Here is a 22,363-nt window from a genome sequence, read left to right as displayed (position 1 = left end):
GCCAGTGGGCTTAGAGAACGAGAAAGCAAATTTGATAGACAGTTTCCCTGTCAGGTTAACAAGACACCGCACAGCCACTTTCTGGCGGGTTGGATGACGATTTTTGTTACAGGGAGGCGACAAACCGGACTCGACACCCTATATGCCGCCCCAGCAGATGCCCCGCGGGGGTGTCCACAGCATTGGCAGCGGACCCAATAGCACATGCTTACAACGAACCCTTTCGATGACGACAAGTTGCGGGAGGAATGCGGTATTTTCGGCATTTCGGGCGCAGACACAGCTTCGGCCATCGTTGCCCTTGGCCTCCATGCGCTCCAGCATCGGGGGCAGGAAGCAGCCGGAATCACTAGCTGGGACGGACATGATTTCCATACCCATCGGGCCATGGGGCATGTGGCCGGGAATTTTGACCGCGATGAGGTGATTCGTGCATTGCCCGGCGATGCAGCCTGCGGTCATGTGCGATATTCGACTACCGGAGAAACCTCGCTCCGCAATGTTCAGCCGCTCTATGCCGAACTGGCGTCGGGTGGGTTCGCCATTGCGCATAACGGCAATATCTCGAACGCGGGCAAGCTGCGCCGCGAACTGGTGCGGCGCGGGTCGATCTTCCAGTCGACATCCGACACCGAAGTGATCATTCATCTGGTCGCGACATCGACCTACCGGACGCTGCTCGACAAGTTCATCGATGCGTTGAAGCAAGTCGAAGGCGCCTACTCCCTGATTTGCATGACGCCGGAAGGCATGATTGCGTGTCGCGATCCACTGGGCATTCGCCCTCTTGTCATGGGCATGATGGGCGAGTCGCCTATCTTCGCATCGGAAACCGTCGCGCTAGATGTCGTGGGCGCAGACTATGTCCGCTCCATCGATCCGGGTGAGCTGGTGATCGTAACCGGCACGGGTGAAGTACGCAGCCATCGCCCCTTCGGTGAAGTATCTCCCCGCCCCTGCATCTTCGAGCATGTCTATTTCTCCCGTCCCGACTCCATTGTGGACGGCAACAGCGTCTATTCGGTACGCAAGGCCATCGGCGCGCAGCTTGCTGTCGAGAACCCGGTCGATGCCGACTATGTCATTCCTGTTCCCGACAGCGGTGTGCCTGCGGCCATCGGATACGCGCAGCAATCGGGCATACCGTTCGAACTGGGAATCATCCGGTCGCACTATGTCGGGCGGACGTTCATCCAGCCTAGCGACAAGGTTCGCCATCTGGGTGTGAAGCTGAAGCATAACGCCAATCGCGCGTTGATCGCAGGCAAGCGGATCGTACTGATCGACGATTCCATCGTACGCGGCACGACGTCGCTCAAGATTGTCCAGATGATGCGCGAAGCCGGTGCCGCCGAAGTGCATATGCGGATCGCCAGCCCTCCAACCAAGCATAGCTGCTATTATGGTGTCGACACGCCGGAACGTACCAAGCTGCTCGCCCACAAGCTGGACGTGCCGGGGATGCAGGATTTCATCCACGCCGACAGCCTTTCGTTCCTGTCGATAGACGGTCTGTACAAGGCGCTGGGCGAAGCCAAGCGCGCTGATATTCGCCCGCAATATTGCGACGCATGTTTCACCGGGGATTATCCTACGAAACTCACCGATCAAGATGAAGCGGTTGTCCGCGATCAGTTCGAGCTTTTGGCAGAACGGGTGGTTTGACCCTTTTTTAATACTGCCCGCCTTTCAGATGGGCACTTAGGCAAGAGCTTTGCAAACGGACATGGAAATGACTTCTCTCCCCCTCGCCGGCAAGCTCGCGCTCGTCACCGGAGCAAGCCGCGGCATTGGCGCCGCCACTGCCGAAGCTTTGGGTAAAGCGGGGGCGCATGTCGTGCTTACGGCGCGCACCACTGGCGGATTGGAAGAGGTCGAGGATCGTATTCATCAGGCGGGCGGAAGCGCGACTATCGCCCCGCTCGACCTGACCGATGGCGATAGCATCGGACGCCTTGCATCAGCGATTGCCGGCCGATGGAAGGCGCTGGACTATCTCGTTCTCAACGCCGCGACTTTGGGCAGTCTGGCTGCCGTTCAGTCAATCGATCCCAAGGAATTTGCCAAACTGCTGACTCTGAACGTCGGCGCACAACAGGCGCTGATCGCGGCATTCGACGCAATGCTTCGGGCCAGTGGCGACGCGCGCGTTTTGGCAATCACCAGTTCCGTGGGAACGGTCGCCCGCCCTTATTGGGGCGCTTATGGGGCTTCGAAGGCGGCGGTCGAGGTTCTCGTGACGGCTTATGGTGAGGAAGTGAAGAACATTTCCAATATTCGGACGCATATCGTCGATCCTGGCGCGACCCGCACTGCCATGCGCGCGCGCGCCTATCCCGGGGAAGACCCCGCGACGCTTAAAGGCCCGGAAACCGTGGCCGACGCCATATTGGCGCTCGTACAGGAAGACGCCCCGACCGGGCATCGTATTCGGGTGGGATAAGCTGAAGCTGGCTTGATCTAGTCGGTCTGACGGCGGTCGCCGCTGCGGCGTTCGTCTTGACGACGCTCCGGTCCAGCATAGCGGGGATCCGCGCCCTGCCTGCGATCCGCTATTCGGCGATCTTCCACGCGCCGCTCTGTATTTGTCTCTCGATCCACGGTTCGTCCTCTCTCGTTAGTCGGCTATCATTCAACTCCTCGCCAAATACCGGCGGATTCAGCACAATTATTTCGAGATACGAGAATTATCTTAAAAAAATGCGAAGGTGGAATATGCGGCCGTCTTCGCGAGAGGTCCGCAGTCCGCTGTCATCCGCTGCGCAGCAATCCCACCGCAGCATCCCGCTCGAACAGATAAAGGCACGCGCGCGCCGCTTGCCCGCGGGCAGAATCCAGACCGCCATCCCTCTCGATCAGCAGGCGGGCATCATCCCGCGCCGAGTCTATCAGGTCGGCCAGATGCTCGGGCGTCGCCAATCGCAATTGCGCTTCGCCAGACTGCCGAGTGCCCAGCAACTCCCCTGCCCCGCGTAACCGCAAGTCTTCTTCGGCAATCCGAAAGCCGTCATTCGTTTCCCGCATCAGTGCCAGCCGAGCCCGCGATGTCTCGGACAAGGCATTGCCGCGCAGCAGAAGACATATCGATGCCTTGTCCCCCCGCCCCACGCGCCCGCGCAACTGATGCAACTGGGCCAGACCGAAGCGGTCCGCGCCTTCGATGATCATCAGCGTCGCATTTGGCACGTCGACGCCAACTTCGATCACCGTCGTCGCAACCAGCACTTTGGTAAGGTTGCGAGAAAAGCCGTCCATCACCGCGTCTTTTTCCGGCCCCTTCATACGACCGTGGACCAATGCGACCGCATCGCCAAAACGCATCCGAAGCGTCTCGGCCCGCACTTCCGCTGCCGTCTGATCGCTGAGTTCGCTTTCCTCGACCAGTGGACAGACCCAATAGGCCTGTCCCCCAGCCGCAATATGACGCCCCAACGCCTCGATCACTTCGTCCACCCGCTCGGCCGACAGCACGCGCGTTTCGATAGGCTGGCGACCCGGCGGCATCTCATCCAGCCGCGAAACGTCCATCTCGCCGTAATAGGTGAGCGTCAGCGTGCGCGGGATCGGCGTCGCCGTCATCACCAGCAAATGCGGTGTACGCTCGGCTTTCGCCGCCAGCATCATGCGCTGCGCAACACCGAAACGATGCTGCTCGTCGATCACCGCCAGTGCCAGCGCCTTATACTGCACCGCCTCCTGAAAAATGGCATGGGTGCCGACCAATATGTCGATGCTCCCATCCGCCAATCCCATCAGCGTCGATTCTCGCGCGCGGCCCTTTTCGCGCCCGGTCAGGATCGCAATCGTCACCGGCAAGCCGACGAGCATCTTCTGCAATGTCGCGAAATGCTGCCGCGCTAATATCTCGGTGGGCGCGAGCATCGCCCCCTGCTTCCCCGCCTCGACCGCATTGAGCAACGCCATCAGCGCCACCAGCGTCTTGCCCGACCCCACATCCCCCTGCAGCAGCCGGAGCATCGGCGTCGCCTGCGCCATATCCCCTTCGATCTCGCCGATGCTCCGCCGTTGCGCACCTGTCGGCGCAAAGGGCAGCTTCAACGCATCGCGCAAATGTCCGTCACCATGGATCGGCACGCCCCGCCGCCTGCGAGACGACGCGCGCACCAGCATCAGCGCCAGTTGCCCCGCGAATATCTCATCATAGGCCAGCCGCTCCCGCGCCTTTGCCGCATCAGGCGCGCGATGCACATCGCTCAACGCTACGCGCCAGCCCGGCCACGCCCGCTGCGCCAGCAGGCTCGGCTCGATCCATTCCGAAAGGTCCGGCGCGCGATCCAGCGCTTGCCCAACGAAATCGCGCATCCGGTTGTTCGACAGCCCTTCGGACAAGCGATAGACCGGCTCGCGTTCCGGCAGCGTCCCGGCTTCCTCCAGCGGCAGCACATGGTCTGGATGGACCATCTGCAATTCCTGCCCGTACAACTCCAGTCTGCCAGACACGAATTTCGGCTCACCCAGCGGCAGCATCTTGCGCGGCCAGCCGCTATTCCTGCCGAAGTAAATCAGCGACACGTAGTTCCCGCGACTATCCGTCGCATGCACCCGGAACGGCGCGCGCATCCCGCCCCCGGCCTTGTAGTCCACCGGGGTCAGCACCGTCCCCACGATCCGCCCGGATTGGCTCATATCCAGCTCATCGACGATAAGCCGATCGACCCAAGCCACCGGCAGATGAAACGCGACATCGACCGCACGCGCCAGCCCCAGCCGTTCGAGCGGACGGGCGAGCGCAGCGCCAATGCCTTTCAATGCCGATATTTCGGCAAACAGCGGATTGAGAATATCGGGTCGCATGACTATCTGCGGTCCACTATCGCAGCGGAGGGGGTTGATGCAAACACCCCGTCCGCTATTCGCATTTGTGCCACCGCCGTTTTATCGGAAATAGTATCGCCATGCATGAAGACCCTCGCCTGCGCCGTCTGAGTTTCCGTGCATCGCATCGCGGCACCAAGGAAGCCGATTTGATGATCGGCGGTTTCTTCGACACCTATGGCGCTACCTGGAGCGAGGATCAGCTCGTCTGGTTCGAAGCGCTGCTGGAGGAGCAGGATGTCGATATCATGGCATGGGCGCTCGGCACCCAGCCAATCCCGCCGCAGTATCAAAGCCCGATGATGGATGCGATGCGCAAGCTTGATTTCGTACCCATCGCCAAGTGAGACCTTTCCCCACATTGTGACCGACCTACAGAAAATCCTCCGTGCCAAATCGCCGTTGACGCTTTCGGGCGTTCCGGCAGGGTTCCAGCCATGGCTGCTGGCCGACATGGCCCGCGCCGCATCGACCCGCGCCGTCTTCATCGCGCCGGACGAACAACTGATGCAGGCGGTGGCCGACACCGCGCATTATTTCGCGCCGGAGCTGGAGATCATCCGCATCCCGGCGTGGGATTGCCTGCCCTATGACCGCGCATCGCCGTCGCTGCGGACGGCATCGGAACGGCTCGCGGGGCTACACGCCCTGCAAGCCAAGCCAAAGGCCGCGCAGCTTGTCCTCACGACAATCAATGCCGTCACCCAACGCACGTTGACGCCGTTCCGCGTGCGTCAGTTGGTCGCGCGGCTCGCACCGGGCGAGCGGATCGCGATATCGAAGCTCGCCGAACTGCTCCAATCCAACGGCTATGTCCGCACCGACACCGTGCATGACGCAGGCGAATTTGCGATCCGGGGCGGCATCGTCGATCTGTATCCCGGCGGCGAAGCCCAGCCCCTGCGGCTCGACTTCTTCGGCGATGAGATAGAAACGCTCCGCCGGTTCGATCCGGGCGATCAGCGGACGACCGGGCCGGTGGAGGGCTTCACCCTCCTCCCCGCCTCCGAAACCTTGCTGGACGAAGACACGATAAAGCGCTTTCGCGGTCGCTATCGCGAAACCTTCGGCGCGACTGCAACCGGCGATCCGCTCTATCAGGCGGTGAGCGACGGGCGGCGTCTGGCGGGCATGGAACATTGGCTGCCGCTGTTCGAGGAACGGCTGGTGCCGATGTTCGAGCATTTGGGCGAGGACGCGGTCTTCATACAGGATCACGGCGTCACCGCCGCCGCCGAATCGCGGCTGGAGGCGATCCGCGATTACCACGCCAATCGCATCGAAGCGCGATCGAGTGATCCCGGTTCTTATCGCCCCCTCGACCCGGCACAGCTTTACCTCAAAGCCGACGAGTGGACGCAGGCCATTGCCGATCGTGCGATCCATATCACCAGCCCCTTCCACGAGCCGGAAAGCGCTAACGTCGTAGACTTCGGCGTCGATGGCCCCCGCGATTTCGCACCCGAACGCGCGCAGAACGCGAATGTCTACGAAGCGGTCGGCAAGCACGTCGCCAAACTGGGCAAGAACCGCAAGGTCGTGATCGCCAGCTATTCGGTCGGCGCGCGCGAGCGGCTGTCGGGCCTGCTGGCCGATCATGGCGTCAAGCGCATCGCGATGGCCGATGGCTGGCAGGAAGCGCTGGGACTGGCCGCAACCGGCGCGGTGGCCCTGACAGTCCTGCCGCTCGACCACGGCTTTGCGGCACCCGATGTCGCGGTACTGACCGAACAGGACATGCTCGGCGACCGTCTCGTACGGCGGGCCAAGCGCAAGAAGAGCGCCGACGCCTTCCTCTCCGAACTGGCAACGCTGACACCCGGCGATCTGGTGGTTCATGCCGATCACGGCATTGGGCGCTATGACGGCCTCACCTCGATCCCGGTCGGCAATGCCCCGCATGATTGCGTAGCTTTGGGCTATGCAGGCGGCGACAAGCTATATGTGCCCGTCGAGAATCTCGACGTCCTCTCGCGCTATGGGTCGGAGACAGACGGCGTACCGCTCGACCGCCTCGGTGGCGAAGCATGGCAGCGGCGCAAGGCCAAGATGCGCGAACGCATCCGGGAAATCGCAGGCGAATTGCTCAAGACCGCAGCGGCCCGGGCGCTGCGCCCCGCCGATATCGCCGAACCCGATGCTGCGGGCTACCCCGCATTCGTTGACCGCTTCCCCTATCAGGAAACCGACGATCAGGACAAAGCCATCGCCGATGTGCTCGCCGATCTGGCGGCGGGAACGCCTATGGATCGCCTCGTCTGCGGCGACGTGGGCTTCGGGAAGACCGAAGTCGCCTTGCGCGCCGCATTCGTCGCCGCCATGGCAGGAATGCAGGTCGCGCTCATCGGTCCGACGACCTTGCTTGCCCGGCAACATTACAACAATTTCGAGGAACGCTTCCGTGGCTTCCCCCTGAAAGTCGGACGGCTCTCCCGCCTAGTCCCCGCCGCCGAGGCCAAAGCGACCAAGGCTGCGCTGGCCGACGGAACAATGGATATCGTCGTCGGCACCCATGCGCTGCTGACCAAGGGGCTGGAGTTCAAGCGGCTAGGCCTCGTCATCGTCGATGAGGAACAACGGTTCGGCGTCGTCCACAAGGAACGCCTCAAACAACTCAAAGCCGACGTGCATGTGCTGACGCTGACCGCCACACCCATTCCGCGCACGCTGCAGATGGCGATGTCCGGCCTGCGTGAATTGTCAGTTATCCAGACCCCCCCAGTCGACCGCCTTGCGGTTCGCACTTACATCATGCCGTGGGACGGCGTGGTGATCCGCGAGGCGCTGCTGCGGGAGCATTATCGCGGCGGCCAGAGCTTCTTCGTGGTCCCGCGCATCTCCGACCTGACCGAAATCGAAGAATTTCTGCGCGAGGAAGTGCCCGAAGTCCGCGCAGTAGTCGCGCATGGCCAAATGGCGCCAACCGAAGTCGAAGAGCGCATGTCCGCCTTCTACGACAAACGTTACGACGTCCTCCTCTCGACCACCATCGTCGAAAGCGGCCTCGATATCCCGAGCGCCAACACGCTCATCATCCATCGCGCCGACCGTTTCGGGCTGGCGCAGCTTTACCAGTTGCGTGGCCGCGTCGGGCGTTCGAAGACCCGCGCCTATGCCTATATGACGACGCCGGCCGACCGGATCATTACCGAAACCGCCGAAAAGCGGCTCAAGGTCTTGTCCGATCTCGACACGCTCGGCGCAGGGTTTCAGTTGGCCAGCCACGATCTCGACATTCGCGGCGCAGGCAATCTTGTGGGCGACGAACAGTCCGGGCATATCCGTGAAGTCGGCTTCGAACTTTATCAGTCGATGCTGGAGGAAGCGATCCTTGACGCCAAGGCAGGCGGCATCGCCGCGGAAAAGGCGCGCGACAGCTTCTCGCCCCAGATCACCATCGATGCGCCGATCATGATCCCGGAAGACTATGTGCCGGATCTCGACCTGCGCATGGGGCTGTATCGCCGCATCAACGAACTGGAAGACCGCAACGGCATCGAGGCGTTTGCCGCCGAACTCATCGACCGTTTCGGCAAGCTACCCGCACCAACACAAAACCTGCTCAAGCTCATAGAGATCAAGCAGAATTGCGTGAAAGCCAACATCGCGAAAATGGATGTCGGCAGCAAAGGCGCGCTGGTCAGCTTCCACGGTGACAGCTTCCCCAATCTCACCGGGCTGCTGGCTTATGTGCAGCGACTGGACGGGACCGCAAAGCTGCGGCCCGACAGCAAACTGGTCATCACGCGCACATGGGCTGATCCGGCGGCGCGGCTTAACGCAGCGGTGCAACTCTCCAAGGGACTGGCGAAGGTCGCAGGATAAGTACGACCAGCCAAAAGCCGGAAACCCTGCAGGGCTTCCGGCTTGTAACTTAGACCTCGATATAGGGTATTCGGCAATCAGGTAGTTGCGGGACGAAATCCGCGACGCTGTGACATGCTGGCCTTGCCGAAATCATAAGTCACCGATTGACGACGATCATTCTGCGTTTGAGCGGCGACGGCTTCAACCGATGCGGCGCTGGTGCTGGGCGCGTGTTCCTGGCGAAGCAGGAAATGGGCGCGGCGCAGGCGGTTCTTCCGGGTCAGGAAAGGATTTTCCCGACTGGGCGATTCCTCGGCCATCGATTCCAGCGAACCATGTGTCGCATTGCTTTTACGGACCGTGGATGAAGCCATTGTTGGCGTAAGTGCCAAAGTGGGCTGTCGTTCAGGCACGTAAGCCACTTGATCATCTGCTCGAACAAGGGGCTGTGTCGATCTTACCGGATCGCTCAGCATGGCCGTGCCATCCTTACGACGGCGGCGACGCATCGCCATCAGGCCTACCCCTGCCACGAGCACTAGCGCGCCTCCGGCAAGGCCCCATTCCAGGCCGTCGCCTGTCTCTGCCGACGCTGGCAGTACTGGTGCGGTATCAACGGGAGCGGTGTCCCGAACAGGCTCGACCGATACGATAGATGTAGGCGGGGTTGCCTGAGTCGGCGTAACTTCAGCAGAGGGCGCTGCAACCGATTGCGGCGCTACCACGGCACGCGACGCTGCTGGCGCTGCACGTGTTGGCGCTTGACGCTCAGCGCGGGGCTGTGGCGCTTCAGGCGCCGCTTCCGCAATCACAGGTGCAGGCGCTGACTGGACGACCGGAGCGGGTGCGGCCATAACCGGCGCAGGAGCGGCGGTCGGCGCCACCGCTGGCGGCGCTGCGACCACAGGCGGCGGCGCTGTCTGCGTCACTGTAACGGGCGGCGGACCAGCGGGAGCCAATTCCTGCGCCAGCAAGCTGGTTGGAGCAAATGCGAGAACAGCGGCAATCGCGGCCCTCGCCGGGCGAACGGTAGGTTGTTTCATCATTGCAACCAACCAACGCTGCATAGTCAGATTTAGTCGTACTGCACCGCAGCAATCGCGGCAGGACGTTCCGGCGCGAGGGCGAAATGTCTACATTGCACCGTCGTTCACCTGACGTTTATGTGCGACAGGTGTTCCCTACTTGGAGTTTGCCTATGACCGATCCCGGGGTGCCTCCCTCCGTTCTTGGCGCCATATTGGCCGGTGGCCGCGCTAAGCGTTTCGGATCGGACAAGGCGGAAGCGTCTCTGAACGGGCAAACCCTGCTGTCGCATGTCATTGCCGCGCTCGAAGCACAAACGGCATGTGTCGTCATATGCGGACGGGAATGGGCGCAAGGAATCGCCCTACCCGACCGGCCGGATCGGGATATGGGTCCGCTGGGGGGATTGAACGCTGCCTTGCACTACGCGCAGCATAACGGTTTCGATGCCGTCGTGACGGCAGGCTGCGACACACCATTGCTGCCAACCAACCTTGTCGCACAGCTTGGCGCCCTGCCAGGCGCGGCCATTGTCGCGAACATCCCCATCATCGGCTATTGGCCAGTCGCCTTGGCAAATCGCCTAGACGCGCACTTGGCCGCTGGCGGCAATCGTTCGGTCATGCGCTGGGCCGATGTCGTCGGTGCACGGCGGATTGCTCTGGATAGCGTCATACCCAACATCAATACGCCGGACGATCTGGACCGCGTTATTCGCTCGCGAGATGCCGGGCAATCATAGCGCAGACTATCAACTGTATCTGATGAAACAGCATCAGCGGCAGGATCAACAGGCCGACTTGTGACGCGGGAAACAGCGCGCCCGCCATTGGCACACCCGACGCCAGACTTTTCTTCGATCCGCAGAATAACAGTACGATCCGGTCCTCGCGCGACAGACCCAGTGTCCGCCCCGCCCGCCAGCTAAGCACCAGCACCACGCCGAGCAAAAGGATGCAGATGCCCATGATCGCGAATATGGTGAGCAGCGAAAGACGCTGCCACAATCCCTCTACCACAGCAGCGCTGAAAGCCGTGTAGACGATGAGCAGGATCGCACCGCGATCCACACGCCCGACCATCGTTTTATGTCGCGCCACAAACGCGCCCACCAGCGGTCTGGATAAATGACCGACGACAAAGGGAAGCAACAGATGGAGGGCAATGGTCTGCGCCGAAGCCCAGATATCCCCCTGCCCCGCCGCAGAAAGATGCATCAGAACGCCGACAAGAAGGGGCGTCAATATGATGCCTACAATGTTGGAAATGGATGCCGCGCAGACTGCACCCGCCACATTGCCGCCAGCGATCGACGTGAATGCAATCGACGATTGCACGGTCGAGGGCAATAAGGTCATAAACAATATGCCGCTTGCCAGCATAGGGTCGCCAAGTTGCGTAAGGTTCATCGCTTGCGACAAGCCGAACCCGAACAGCGGGAACAGCGCAAAAGTAATCGCCAGCGTTGCAGTCTGCAGCCGCCAGTTTGCGGCCCCTGCGATGATCGCTTCGCGCGACAGCTTGGCTCCGTGAAGAAAGAACAGCAGGATAATCCCGGCGTCCGCTATGCCATCGGCGATCCGTGCAGCCTCTCCCTGTACCGGAAAAACGGAGGCGAGCGCCACCATCGCCAGCAATAGCAGGACAAACGGATCGAGCAGGGATTTAAGTGCTTTCAACGGTCGACCTTTGTCGGTCGGCCATGCGTTTCTTCCATCGCCAGCGCAGCGGCATCTATCCGGCGCAGCGTCGCGACGAACAGCGCCATGTCTTCCGGGTCGAACTCTGCGAACAACGCCTTTTCCAGCGCCTGCGCGCGTGGCGCCACCTCCGCATAAAGCGATTGCCCAGCGTCTGTGAGCACCAACATATGCGAGCGCTTGTCTGCAGGGTTGGGTTTGCGGTCGAGCAAGCCCCTTTCGGCAAGCGCGATGGCGGCACGACTGACCGTCACTTTGTCCATCCGCGTTCGCGCACTGATCTGCTGCTGGGTTACACCATCATGTTCGGCGACGACCGCGATCATCCGCCATTCGGGTATCTTGAGTCCGAACAGCGCGTCATAGCTGTGCGCCACGACATCGCTGACCAGATTGGATGTATAAGACAACCGGTACGGAAGGAAATTATCGAGCGTCAGCGCAGTAGGCATGGCGCATTCCTAACAGTAGTCGCGATTGGAGCAAGTGCGGAAAAACGCAAAGTTTAACACGCCTGACGTTAGGGCATCCTGATGTGCACACCGCACCGCCAAAATCATTGCCGATACCGTTGTTGTCTTGGCTTCGATCCTGTGTTTTGAGGGACCGGATACATACCAAGGAGTGGCCGTTTTGACCTACATCGCCCCCACGACCGAGCAAAAATTCGTCCTGAAGCACATCGCCGGTCTCGAAGCGCTGGCGGAACACCCGCGCTATGCCGCAGCCGATGCCGATATGGTCGATGCCATCGTAGAGGGGATCGCCCAATTCGCTGAATCCGAATATGCGCCGCTGGCGAAGATCGGCGACACCGTAGGGGCGCAGTGGCAGGATGGCGTAGTGACCATGCCAGCGGGCTTTCGCGAAGCCTATCGGGCGTTCGTGGCCAATGGGTGGGGCACCATCGACGGTCCGACAGCGTTTGGCGGACAGGGTCTACCCTTCGCGTTGACCACCGTGGTCATGGAAGATCTGGGCAGCGCCAACATGGGCTTCTCGCTCATAAACATGCTGTCGATGGGCGCCATCGAAGCGCTCGACCATCATGGCACGCCGGAACAGCAAGCTTTATGGCTGCCACGGATCATTACGGGCGAATGGCCTGCCACGATGAACCTGACCGAGCCGCAAGCCGGGTCCGATGTCGGGGCGCTGCGCACGAGCGCAACCCCGGTCGGCGATGGCACTTATCGGATCAAGGGTCAGAAGATATATATAACCTTCGGTGAGCATGACCTTTCCGACAATATCGTCCACCTTGTGCTCGCACGAACACCCGGCGCGCCCGCAGGGACAAAGGGCATATCGCTCTTTCTCGTACCGAAATTCAGGCTGGATGCCGACGGGAAGCCGGGCACCACAAATGACGTACGCTGCGTTTCCATCGAGCATAAGCTGGGCATCCACGCTTCGCCAACATGCGTTCTGTCCTTCGGCGACAATGACGATTGCATAGGCGAACTGGTCGGCCCGGAAATGGGCGGAATGCGCGGCATGTTTACGATGATGAACAACGCGCGGCTGAATGTCGGCAGCCAGGGTGTGCAGATCGGCGAAGCCGCGACGCAGATGGCGCTGGCTTATGCCCGCGACCGCATCCAGACGCCCCGTGCCGACGGTAGTTCGGGTGGATCGCCCGTCCCGATCATCGAACATCCCGATGTGCGTCGGATGCTTCTGCGTATGATGGCGCAGACTCAGGCGGCGCGAGCCTTGATCTACTACGCGGCCGGACAGGTCGACCTCGCCCGCACGGGCGACCCCGCGGCGAAAACCCGGCTCGATCTCGTCACGCCGTTGGCCAAGGCCCATGGCACGGACATCGGCTGCGAAGTCTCGTCACTGGGCATACAGGTGCACGGCGGCATGGGCTTCATCGAAGAAACCGGGGCGGCGCGATATTATCGCGATGCACGCATCGCACCGATATACGAAGGCACGAACGGCATCCAGGCCGCCGATCTGGTTGGCCGCAAGCTGAGCGGCGATGGCGGCACCGGGCTGCGCAGCTTGCTTGCCGATATACGGGCGGAATCAAAGGATGGCGTACTGCTATCGCTCGTCGATGCGGTGGAAAGCGTAGCGTCATGGATGCTGGCCGATGCGTCGGTCAACGACCGACTGGCGGGCAGCTATCCTTTCCTGACCATGCTCTCGACGGCAACCTGCGGCTGGCTGATGGAACGGCAAGGACGAATTGCTGCCGAGGTGCTGGCGTCGGGCGAAGGCGATCCGGCTTTTCTAAAAGCCAAACAAACGACCGCCGCCTATTATCTTGGCCATGTCGTACCCGAAGCGCTTGGGCTGCGAGCCGCGGCAGTCGCCGGAGCCGACTTGCTCTACGCGGCCGATTTCGGCTGACGGATCAGAGGCTCAGGTTCCCCGACACCGGGTCGGGGAACCATGGATTGCGCCTTAAAGTGTCGGGTTTGTCGTGACGGGAGTACCGAGCGAAGCTGTCCGTTGCGCCTGCTGATTGACCCACACGGTCCAGAAATTTGCCACCGTCGCCCAGTTGCCGCTGGTTTGCGCCAGCACAGCTTTGGCGCCCGGCAAATCGCCGGAACGCGCAAGCGCTACCCCCAGACGGCTATTGACCCGTGCTGCGTCGACCCCGCCCTTGCTCAGCGCCAATTGATATTGCGCCACGGCAAGCGGGAACTGGCTGAGCGAGAAATAGGCATCACCAGCCGAGGCCGCTGCACTGCCATCCTTCGCCGTAGTCGCTTTCTTCACCTGGGCGGGAAGCGCGGCAATGTCCTTCTTCGCTTTGACGCTGATCGACTTCAGTAGCGCTGAGGTCACACCCTCGGTTGCCGTCAGCTTTCCATTGGAGCGCGCCGCTTCGATCACGGACATTGCTTCCGCTTCATAGCCGCTCTTTGCGGCGAGGGCGGCATAAGCCTGCACGTCGCGTTCGCTGGCAATTGCGCCTGTCGCGGACTGCAGCCGATAAAGGTCCAGTTGTGCCTGAGGATCAAGCCCCGGAGCCGCCTGAAAATTGATCAGGCCAGAGCGCCAGTTACCTGCCGTCGGATACAATGCCAGCTTCTGCTGGGTCCACTTCGCGACATCCGCCCATTTCTTGTTCTGATAGGAAAGAGATATCGCCCGGTCGAACCATGCTTCAGGAACCGCCTGCCCGCTCGCCTGCTGCTGGGCGACGGCCTGTTCAAGAAATTCCAGCCCCTCGGCCTGCTTCTTCTTTTTGATATTTGCATCGGCCAGAATGATTGTCGTCTCGACCGGGGTATAACCCAACTGGCGTGCATAATTGACCTGCGCGATCGCGTCGTTATGTTCGCCCAGATAATAGGAATAATATCCTGCCAGGTAACGCAGATAGGGAACCTGCGCTTCGGGGGCAGCGCCGCTCTCCAGCATATCGGTCAACGCGCGGCGGATCGCCTGTGGATCGTTGCGACGTTCGGCATACTGAAACTTCAGAGACGCCGTGACGTATTTTTCGAGCGCGTTGGTGGGCTGCAGCCCCACGATCTGGGAATTGGCGGTGGACATATCGCCAGACGCAAGGGCCGACTTGGCAGCATTTGCCGTAGACCGGAAAGCGTCGGCCATGGCGACCTCGGATTCCTTGTCCTTGATCTTCTTCGCGGCTTGCGCCGGCGTTGCCGAGATGGCCACCGCAGCGAGGGCGACACAAATTGCTGCAATATTACGTCCGTAACCCATGCGACCGATCCGCATATACTCTCCTTAACCCCGCGCAGCATAAGCCGATACGCGAATGGTGCAGTGCTAGTCCTTCACCCCAGCGGGCACAAGTGGTTGTCGATCAGTCGCTTACCCTCCGCAAGACAAAAAAAGGGCGCGACATCATATCCGATGCCGCGCCTTTTTTTACGTTCGCAATCAGGCAGCCGATTTCTTGCTCAGCCACAACAACCAGAATTGCGCGATTTCCTTCCGCGTACCGGTCGTCACCTGTTCGAAGGCGGACTTGGCGCCAGCCAGATCACCAGACATCGCCAGTGCTATGCCCAGACGCGTGTTCACTTCACCGGCATCGACCGATCCCTTCTGAAGGGCCAGCTTGTACAGTTCAGCAGCCTTGGCGTAATCGCCATAGCCCTGATAAGCACCCGCGGTGAAAGCCGCCGTGCGGCCATTCGCAGCCTTCGCCGCTTCGGCAGCCGCAGACGGTAGCGAAGCCTTATCGGATGCGATTTTCGCGGTAGCCTGCGTATAGAAATCACTCAGCTTGCCAGCAGGCAGCTTTCCGCTTGAGCGCCCCTGATCGATGACCGATTTGACTTCACCGAACAGCGCCAGTTTGGACGCCGTATCGGCATATTCGGCGTAGTCATATTCGCTTTCCAGCGCGCTAGTCTGCGACATCAAGCGCAATACATCGAGATTTTCACCCGATGTCATAGAGCGGTTGCGATCCTGGAAGGTGCGCAACAACTGACGCCAGTTCTTGCCCGATGGATCGCCGTCCACCTGATACAGCGCCCATTGGGGTGCGTCTGGCGAACCGCTGGTGTACGCCATGGTGAACCCACGGTTGTACCAGCCTGCCGGAACAGCAGCGCCTGCAGCCTTTTCGATTTCAATCGCCTTCTTCAGATGCGGCAAGCCCTGAGCCGCGATCGGCTTTGCTGCCGGGGGCAACTGGCCATTGGGCGTTGCTTGTGAAGCAGCCTTTTGAAAATATGCCTCAGCCAGCATGAGATGCGGATTGCTGCCAGGATAGTTCAGTTCAACCGCTTTCTGGAAATGGGCGATTGAAGCGTCGTAATCCTTGGCCTTCATCGCAAAATCGCCTGCGAAGAACTCGTACTTCGGCAACTCCTCTGCCGGCGCACCGCCGCTGGCGAGCATGCCCTCGATAGCCTGTCGCTGAACGGCAGCGTCCTTTGCGCCCAGTCCAATGTTCAGACGAATGACATTCAAGTTGAACAACTCATCCGGCGTTTTGGCGAATGGCTCGGCCTCAGCGATCTTCGCCTTTGCACCTTCAAAATTGCCCGCCTTGACCAGATCCTGCGCGGCGACTGCGGGAGCAGCGAACTCCTTGCTCATCTTCGGGGCGGGCGCTGCCTTTTCCTTCTTTGCCTTTTGAGCGAACGCAGGAGCGGCGGTCATCGCGAGACCGGCCACGCCAAGCATCAGACCTGCGGTCAATTTGGAAACAGAACCCATAAGACTACTCTCCTCAAGAACAACGACGCATAGAATCGGTTTTAAACCTCAAAGGGAAAACCCCGCGCGCCTTGCCATGTTCCCTTGGGAATTAGGCAGGCGCGCGTGAATACCCGTTGAACGGCGATATAGAGCGCAGAAAGCGCTCTGTCATGGGTGATGCTGCGATCTGGCGGCACAAATTACCCACTCATCGCGCCTATGGCGGTCCCACCGCATGATTCCGCGCGCGTACGCGCGTGCGCGAGGGGTGACAGGGCGTTTGCGCTACGCTAGGGTCGGAACGACATAGAAATGTAATCCACCACCCAAAAAAGAGAATCGCATTGACCGACGAGACCCTCCTCGCCGACCCATCGGACATCAGCCCGATCAGCATCGTCGACGAGATGAAGACCAGCTACCTCGACTACGCCATGTCGGTAATCGTGAGCCGTGCGCTGCCCGACGTGCGCGACGGCCTGAAGCCTGTTCACCGCCGCATCCTCTACGCTGCGCATGAAGCAGGCTATGTCGCTGGACGCCCCTATCGCAAGTGCAGCCGTATTGTCGGCGACGTAATGGGTAAATATCACCCGCATGGCGACAGCGCGATCTACATGGCGTTGGCCCGTCTGGCGCAGGACTGGTCGATGCGCGTCATGCTCATCGACGGCCAGGGCAATTTCGGGTCGATGGACCCGGACATGCCCGCAGCCATGCGTTACACCGAAGCGCGACTGGCCAAGGTATCGAACAGCCTGCTCGAAGATCTCGATAAGGATACCGTCGACTTCACGCCGAACTACGACGCATCGGAAAGCGAGCCGCAGGTGTTGCCGGCGCGCTTCCCCAACCTGCTGGTCAACGGCGCGGGCGGCATTGCCGTCGGCATGGCCACCAATATCCCGCCGCATAACCTCGGCGAGGTCATCAACGCCTGCCTTGCCTATATCGATAACGGTGGCATCACTATCGATGAGCTGATCGAGATCGTTCCCGGCCCCGACTTCCCGACCGGTGCGCTGATTCTGGGCCAGTCGGGTGCGCGCCGCGCCTATCATGAAGGGCGCGGATCGATCATCATGCGCTCGCGCCATGTGATCGAGGAAGGCCGCAACGACCGTCAGTCGATCATTCTGACGGAAATCCCCTATCAGACCGGCAAGAACGGTCTGGTCGAGAAGATCGCCGAAGCTGCCAAGGACAAGCGGATCGAAGGCGTCAGCGACATTCGCGACGAATCGAGCCGTCTGGGCGTACGCATCGTCATCGAGCTTAAGCGCGATGCCACAGCGGAAGTCGTGCTCAATCAGTTGTGGCGTCACACGCCTGCGCAGGCGAGCTTCCCCGCCAACATGCTCGCGATTCGCGGTGGTCGCCCTGAAACGCTGAACCTGCGCGACATCATCGAAGCCTTCGTGAAGTTCCGCGAGGAGGTCATCACCCGCCGCACCAAGTTCGAACTGAACAAGGCACGCGAGCGCGCGCATCTTTTGCTCGGCCTCGTCGTTGCGGTGACCAATCTCGACGAAGTCGTGCGGATGATCCGCGCATCGTCCAGCCCTGCCGAAGCCCGCGAAAAGCTGCTGACACGCGAATGGCCCGCCGAACAGGTTGCGCCCTATATTCGTCTGGTCGAAGCCATCGAGACGGAGATTTCGGGCGACATCTATCGCCTGTCGGAATTGCAGGTTCGCGCTATTCTCGACTTGCGTCTCCATCGCCTGACCGCACTGGGTCGCGATGAAATCGGCAATGAACTGGCTGGCTTGGCGACCAACATCGCCGAATATCTCTCGATCCTGGAAGACCGCGCGAAACTCTACGCCGTCATGCGCGATGAGCTTGTCGCCGTGCGCGACGAATTCGCCACGCCGCGCCGTTCGACGATCACTGCCGCCGCCGATGGCATCGACGACGAAGACCTGATCGAACGCGAAGAGATGGTCGTGACCGTCACGCATCAGGGCTATATCAAGCGCACCCCGCTCGACAGCTTCCGCGCGCAGAACAAGGGCGGCAAGGGCCGCTCTGGCATGGCGACCAAGGATGAGGACGCCGTCACCAACCTGTTCGTCACCTCGACCCACACGCCGGTGCTGTTCTTCTCCACCCATGGCAAGGTGTACCGCATGAAAGTGTGGCGTCTGCCCGAAGGTGGCCCCGCAACACGCGGGCGACCGATGATCAACCTGTTGCCGTTGGCGACTGGCGAAACGATCCGCACCGTCCTGCCGCTGCCTGAAGACGAGGAAAGCTGGAAAGACCTGTCGGTCGTATTCGCGACTGCGCACGGCAATGTTCGCCGCAACAGCATGGATGCGTTCGCGAATATCCCGAGCAACGGTAAATTCGCGATGCGTTTCGACGAAGATGCCACGGATCGGCTTATAGGCGTCGCGCTGCTGGCAGAAAACGATGACGCGCTGCTCGCTACGCGTCAAGGCAAGGCGATTCGTTTCGCTTCCACCGACGTGCGTGAGTTCCAGAGCCGCACATCGACCGGCGTGCGCGGCATGGTGCTGAAGGATGGCGACGAAGTGATTTCGCTTTCGATCCTGCACCGTTCCGGCGCGACACAGGAAGATCGTGAGGAATATCTGCGCTTCGCACCTTGGAAGCCCGAAAAAGAAGGCGAAATGCGCGATCAGGAACGCTTCAATATGATGCGTGAACATGAACAATTCATCCTGACGGTCTGCGCCAACGGCTATGGCAAGCTATCCTCGGCCTATGACTATCGCCGCACCAATCGCGGCGGTCAGGGCATTACCAACATCGACAATATCGGCCGCAACGGACCGGTCGTCGCCAGCTTTGCGGTCGTCCATGACGATCATCTGATGCTGGTCACCGATCAGGCAAAGCTGATCCGCATGGGCCTTTCCACGATGCGCGTGATCGGCCGCAATTCGGCGGGCGTGCGCCTGTTCAACGTGGCGGACAACGAGCATGTCGTCAGCGCTGCGCGGATCGAAGATAATGACGAGGATGAGGCGGAGGGTGCGACGACCGAAGCGTCAGAGTGACGCTGAAGTCTCAATCCGTTCGCCCTGAGCTTGTCGAAGGGTTCTACTGAAAGACAGTGAAGCATGTGCTTCGCTTGCGCTAAGCAGAAGGCTTCGACAGGCTCAGCCCGAACGGGTTAGAGGTTAACTGCCCCGCACCAAGGTGACCTGCGCCACATCGATCCCGCCGCCGCGGAACCCGCCTTCGCAATACATCAGATAGTATCGCCACAGGTTCACGAACTCCGCGTCGAAGCTGCAGGGAAGCTGCCCCGCGTCCACCGCCACATCGAACCGTTCGCGCCAGATGCGCAGCGTTTCGGCATAGTCCTGCCCAAAGTTACGCTGCTCCTGCCACGCAAACCCCTGCGCCTCCGCCAGCGCCCGAAACCGGCTTTCCGACAACAGCAGCCCGCCGGGGAAGACATAGGCCTGAATGAAATCGATGCTGCTCGCATATCGATCGAACAAGGCATCATCGATGCAGATATACTGGATCGCCGCCCGCCCGCCCGGTTTCAGCAACCGATGGATCGCAGCAAGATAATCGGGCCAATAGCGTTGCCCGACCGCTTCCACCATTTCGACACTCGCAACCGCGTCATAGGCACCCTTGGCGTCCCGATAGTCGGTCAGATGCACCTGCGCCTTGTCGCCAAAGCCTGCATCGGCCAGCCGATCCTTGGCGAATACCTGCTGCTCCGACGATAAGGTCAGCCCGTCATACCGGATGTCCGCCGTCTCCAGCGCCGCCTGCGCCAACGCGCCCCATCCGCAACCGATTTCCAGCAGCGCGTCACCATCCTTGAGCGTCAGTCGGTCCAGAATGGCGCGCGCTTTGCGCTGCTGCGCCATCTCCAATGTATCGGCAGGATCATCGAACAACCCACTGGAATAATGCAACTCTTTGTCGAGCCACAACCGATAGAAGTCATTACCCAAGTCATAGTGAAAGGCGATATTACGCCGCGACCCGGTAAGGTTGTTCCGCCGCAGGAACTGGACCGCTTTACCGATCCACCGGTTGATCCCACGCGCCCGCGCCGTTGTTCCCAACGTCCGGCCATTCGCCATGAACAATGCAAACAACGGCACCGGATCGGGGCTGCTCCATTCCCCCAGCGTCCAGGCGCGATACCATCCGACCGATCCACCCAGACCCAGCCTAACCAGCGCACGCCAATCGCGCAGATGGACGATACAATATGGCCCATCGGCGCGACCGCCCAATATCCGCGTAGTGCCATCAGGCAGATACGCCTCCAGCGATCCCGTAACCAATCCCGCATCGATCCGGTCGAGCACGCCCTGAAACCGTCCGGCGATCGTCCGCGCAAACGGGCCACCGCCGGGCAAAATGGCGCCGCCGGCCGTGACCATATGGCGGCCGCGCTTGGGGGGCTGTGCGTTCATGATGGCTCTCTAGCGCCGGGTGAGGGTCGGGATCAATCAGGCTTTGACATGGGCATGCGCGGCAAGCGCTCTTTCGCGCGCTTCGCGATGGCCGATGATCTTCTGGGGATAGGCGGAAGGTCGGCTACCACGCTCCTCAGGATCGTGCACCGCGTCTCCGCTTACGCCCGCAAGCTCTGGAACCCATTGGCGAATATAGTCGCCAGCGTCGAATTTTGGCGACTGGGTCAGCGGCGCCATGATCCGCACGAACATATTCGCGTCGACACCGCTACCCGCCACCCATTGCCAGTTCGTGGCGTTGCTGCCGTAATCGGCATCGACCAGCGTATCCCAGAACCATTGCTCGCCATGTCGCCAATCGATCAGCAGATGCTTGATGAGGAAGCTCGCGGTAATCATCCGCACGCGGTTGTGCATCCAGCCGGTCGCCCAAAGCTGCCGCATCCCGGCATCGACGATGGGATAGCCTGTGCGCCCTTCCGTCCACGCCTTGAAGTCGGCCCCAGCCTCCCTCAGATCGCGCCACGGCATAGCGTCAAATTGCGGACGGCCATTGTCCTTGCCATAGGTCGGTAGCTGCAAGATCACGTTCTGCGCATAATCGCGCCAGACGATTTCTTTCAGATATGTCTCGGGGTTACCGCGCACCTTGGATATCGTGTGCCACACCGCCGCAGGTGATATTTCCCCGAAATGCAGATGCGGCGACAGACGCGAAGTCCCTTCCTGCGACGGCAAATTGCGCGCCTCGTCATAGGCCACCGCCTCAGGCGCAAAGTCCTCCAAACGGCGCGCTGCGTCCGCTTCCCCGGGGGACCATTCATCGGCAAAGCCCTTCGCCCAATCCGGCTTGCTCGACAGCAACGCCCAGTCCTTAAGCACATCGCTCTCCGGCCACTTCGCCGGCGCAGGGATTGCCTTGGGCGCAGCGCGCGGCTCGGGCGGCGGCATGTGCTGACTAAGTGCCCGCCAGAACGGCGTATAGATCTTGAACAGCCCCCCGCTCCCCGTCCGCACCGTTCCGGGCGGCAGTAGGTAATTGCCGTCATGCAGGCACAGGTAGAGCGCTTCGCCCACCTGCTTTTCCGCGTTGATCCACCACGGCTCGTAATGACGCAAGGCATGTACGCGGGTTGCGCCAGTCTCTTCGGCGAGCGCCGCCAGAACCTCGACGCTATTGCCCTGCCGCAGGATCAGCCGCGACCCCTTCTCCCGCAACGATGCATCCAGACTTTCGAGGCTATGGTGCAGCCGCCAGCGCGAGGCACCGCCCATCTTGCGATGCTTGGGCGTATCGTCGTCCAGTATGTAAACCGGGATAACCGGCCCCTCCTCCACCGCCGCCAGCAAAGCGGCCTGATCGGAAAGGCGCAGATCGCGGCGGAACCATAGCAACACAGGAGTCGTCATCCACCGCCC

The 22,363-nt window shown here is 61.0% G+C and carries 15 protein-coding genes; 7 read left to right on the top strand and 8 right to left on the bottom strand.

What is annotated here, in order from left to right; genetic code table 11:
* Nucleotides 1–204 precede the first annotated feature (204 nt).
* Entirely contained in the window at nucleotides 205–1,665 is a 1,461-nt protein-coding gene (purF, locus tag LQ220_RS05975) for an amidophosphoribosyltransferase (protein ID WP_230187395.1), read from the top strand.
* Nucleotides 1,666–1,732: 67 nt separating this feature from the next.
* A complete protein-coding gene (locus LQ220_RS05970) occupies nucleotides 1,733–2,443 on the top strand; it encodes an SDR family NAD(P)-dependent oxidoreductase (protein WP_230187394.1) in 711 nt (236 codons plus the stop codon).
* Nucleotides 2,444–2,751: 308 nt separating this feature from the next.
* Here the strand turns inward: LQ220_RS05970 and recG are convergent, their stop codons facing one another.
* Nucleotides 2,752–4,815, bottom strand: a complete 2,064-nt coding sequence (gene recG, locus LQ220_RS05965; protein WP_230187393.1) for an ATP-dependent DNA helicase RecG — start codon at nucleotides 4,813–4,815, stop codon at nucleotides 2,752–2,754.
* Between the two features lie 101 nt (nucleotides 4,816–4,916).
* Between recG and LQ220_RS05960 the strand changes: the two genes are divergently transcribed.
* Nucleotides 4,917–5,183, top strand: coding sequence for a succinate dehydrogenase assembly factor 2 (locus tag LQ220_RS05960; RefSeq protein WP_230187392.1), 267 nt, complete (start codon nucleotides 4,917–4,919; stop codon nucleotides 5,181–5,183).
* Between the two features lie 16 nt (nucleotides 5,184–5,199).
* Nucleotides 5,200–8,661, top strand: a complete 3,462-nt coding sequence (gene mfd, locus LQ220_RS05955) for a transcription-repair coupling factor (protein ID WP_230187391.1) — start codon at nucleotides 5,200–5,202, stop codon at nucleotides 8,659–8,661.
* A gap of 77 nt (nucleotides 8,662–8,738) precedes the next feature.
* On the opposite strand, the gene LQ220_RS05950 is transcribed toward mfd, so the two are convergent.
* Nucleotides 8,739–9,689, bottom strand: coding sequence for an LPXTG cell wall anchor domain-containing protein (locus LQ220_RS05950; RefSeq protein ID WP_230187390.1), 951 nt, complete (start codon nucleotides 9,687–9,689; stop codon nucleotides 8,739–8,741).
* 152 nt (nucleotides 9,690–9,841) lie between these two features.
* On the opposite strand from LQ220_RS05950, the gene LQ220_RS05945 reads away from it, so the two are divergent.
* Nucleotides 9,842–10,411, top strand: coding sequence for a molybdenum cofactor guanylyltransferase (locus LQ220_RS05945; protein ID WP_230187389.1), 570 nt, complete (start codon nucleotides 9,842–9,844; stop codon nucleotides 10,409–10,411).
* On the opposite strand, the gene LQ220_RS05940 is transcribed toward LQ220_RS05945, so the two are convergent.
* Together LQ220_RS05940 and LQ220_RS05935 are read right to left on the bottom strand one after the other, a co-directional pair.
* Nucleotides 10,380–11,348 (bottom strand): bile acid:sodium symporter family protein, encoded by a 969-nt coding sequence (locus LQ220_RS05940; RefSeq protein WP_230187388.1) that lies wholly within the window; start codon nucleotides 11,346–11,348, stop codon nucleotides 10,380–10,382. The genes LQ220_RS05945 and LQ220_RS05940 overlap by 32 nt on opposite strands.
* On the bottom strand, nucleotides 11,345–11,821 hold the full coding sequence (locus LQ220_RS05935; protein WP_230187387.1) for a MarR family winged helix-turn-helix transcriptional regulator: 477 nt from the start codon (nucleotides 11,819–11,821) through the stop codon (nucleotides 11,345–11,347). Before LQ220_RS05935 ends, LQ220_RS05940 begins: the two co-directional genes overlap by 4 nt.
* Before the next feature lie 181 nt (nucleotides 11,822–12,002).
* Between LQ220_RS05935 and LQ220_RS05930 the strand changes: the two genes are divergently transcribed.
* On the top strand, nucleotides 12,003–13,733 hold the full coding sequence (locus tag LQ220_RS05930; RefSeq protein ID WP_230187386.1) for an acyl-CoA dehydrogenase: 1,731 nt from the start codon (nucleotides 12,003–12,005) through the stop codon (nucleotides 13,731–13,733).
* A 54-nt stretch (nucleotides 13,734–13,787) separates the two neighbouring features.
* Here the strand turns inward: LQ220_RS05930 and LQ220_RS05925 are convergent, their stop codons facing one another.
* Both LQ220_RS05925 and LQ220_RS05920 read right to left on the bottom strand, forming a co-directional pair.
* Complete coding sequence (locus LQ220_RS05925; RefSeq protein WP_230187385.1) at nucleotides 13,788–15,080, bottom strand: hypothetical protein; 1,293 nt, start codon at nucleotides 15,078–15,080, stop codon at nucleotides 13,788–13,790.
* A gap of 165 nt (nucleotides 15,081–15,245) precedes the next feature.
* Nucleotides 15,246–16,538: a hypothetical protein gene (locus LQ220_RS05920; protein ID WP_230187384.1), complete on the bottom strand. Its 1,293-nt coding sequence runs from the start codon at nucleotides 16,536–16,538 to the stop codon at nucleotides 15,246–15,248.
* 326 nt (nucleotides 16,539–16,864) lie between these two features.
* On the opposite strand from LQ220_RS05920, the gene gyrA reads away from it, so the two are divergent.
* Nucleotides 16,865–19,549 carry a DNA gyrase subunit A gene (gene gyrA / locus LQ220_RS05915; RefSeq protein ID WP_230187383.1) on the top strand — a complete coding sequence of 895 codons (2,685 nt, stop codon included), beginning with the start codon at nucleotides 16,865–16,867 and terminating at the stop codon, nucleotides 19,547–19,549.
* A 123-nt stretch (nucleotides 19,550–19,672) separates the two neighbouring features.
* On the opposite strand, the gene LQ220_RS05910 is transcribed toward gyrA, so the two are convergent.
* Both LQ220_RS05910 and LQ220_RS05905 read right to left on the bottom strand, forming a co-directional pair.
* The gene (locus LQ220_RS05910) at nucleotides 19,673–20,941 is read right to left on the bottom strand and encodes a cyclopropane-fatty-acyl-phospholipid synthase family protein (protein ID WP_230187382.1); all 1,269 of its coding nucleotides are present in this window, start codon (nucleotides 20,939–20,941) and stop codon (nucleotides 19,673–19,675) included.
* A 36-nt stretch (nucleotides 20,942–20,977) separates the two neighbouring features.
* Nucleotides 20,978–22,354 carry a deoxyribodipyrimidine photo-lyase gene (locus tag LQ220_RS05905; RefSeq protein ID WP_230187381.1) on the bottom strand — a complete coding sequence of 459 codons (1,377 nt, stop codon included), beginning with the start codon at nucleotides 22,352–22,354 and terminating at the stop codon, nucleotides 20,978–20,980.
* Between the last annotated feature and the right edge of the window lie 9 nt (nucleotides 22,355–22,363).

The sequence above is a fragment of the Sphingobium sp. CECT 9361 genome, from assembly GCF_918741285.1.
GTDB lineage: Bacteria > Pseudomonadota > Alphaproteobacteria > Sphingomonadales > Sphingomonadaceae > Sphingobium.
This window is presented reverse-complemented; position numbering and strand designations above follow the sequence as displayed.

Bases quoted from the DNA above. Each gene is read 5' to 3' on its own strand.
- purF (WP_230187395.1), top strand. From the start codon at position 205: ATGCTTACAACGAACCCTTTCGATGACGACAAGTTGCGGGAGGAATGC.
- LQ220_RS05970 (WP_230187394.1), top strand. From the start codon at position 1,733: ATGACTTCTCTCCCCCTCGCCGGCAAGCTCGCGCTCGTCACCGGAGCA.
- recG (WP_230187393.1), bottom strand. From the start codon at position 4,815: ATGCGACCCGATATTCTCAATCCGCTGTTTGCCGAAATATCGGCATTG.
- LQ220_RS05960 (WP_230187392.1), top strand. From the start codon at position 4,917: ATGCATGAAGACCCTCGCCTGCGCCGTCTGAGTTTCCGTGCATCGCAT.
- LQ220_RS05950 (WP_230187390.1), bottom strand. From the start codon at position 9,689: ATGATGAAACAACCTACCGTTCGCCCGGCGAGGGCCGCGATTGCCGCT.
- LQ220_RS05945 (WP_230187389.1), top strand. From the start codon at position 9,842: ATGACCGATCCCGGGGTGCCTCCCTCCGTTCTTGGCGCCATATTGGCC.
- LQ220_RS05935 (WP_230187387.1), bottom strand. From the start codon at position 11,821: ATGCCTACTGCGCTGACGCTCGATAATTTCCTTCCGTACCGGTTGTCT.
- LQ220_RS05925 (WP_230187385.1), bottom strand. From the start codon at position 15,080: ATGCGGATCGGTCGCATGGGTTACGGACGTAATATTGCAGCAATTTGT.
- LQ220_RS05920 (WP_230187384.1), bottom strand. From the start codon at position 16,538: ATGGGTTCTGTTTCCAAATTGACCGCAGGTCTGATGCTTGGCGTGGCC.
- LQ220_RS05910 (WP_230187382.1), bottom strand. From the start codon at position 20,941: ATGAACGCACAGCCCCCCAAGCGCGGCCGCCATATGGTCACGGCCGGC.
- LQ220_RS05905 (WP_230187381.1), bottom strand. From the start codon at position 22,354: ATGACGACTCCTGTGTTGCTATGGTTCCGCCGCGATCTGCGCCTTTCC.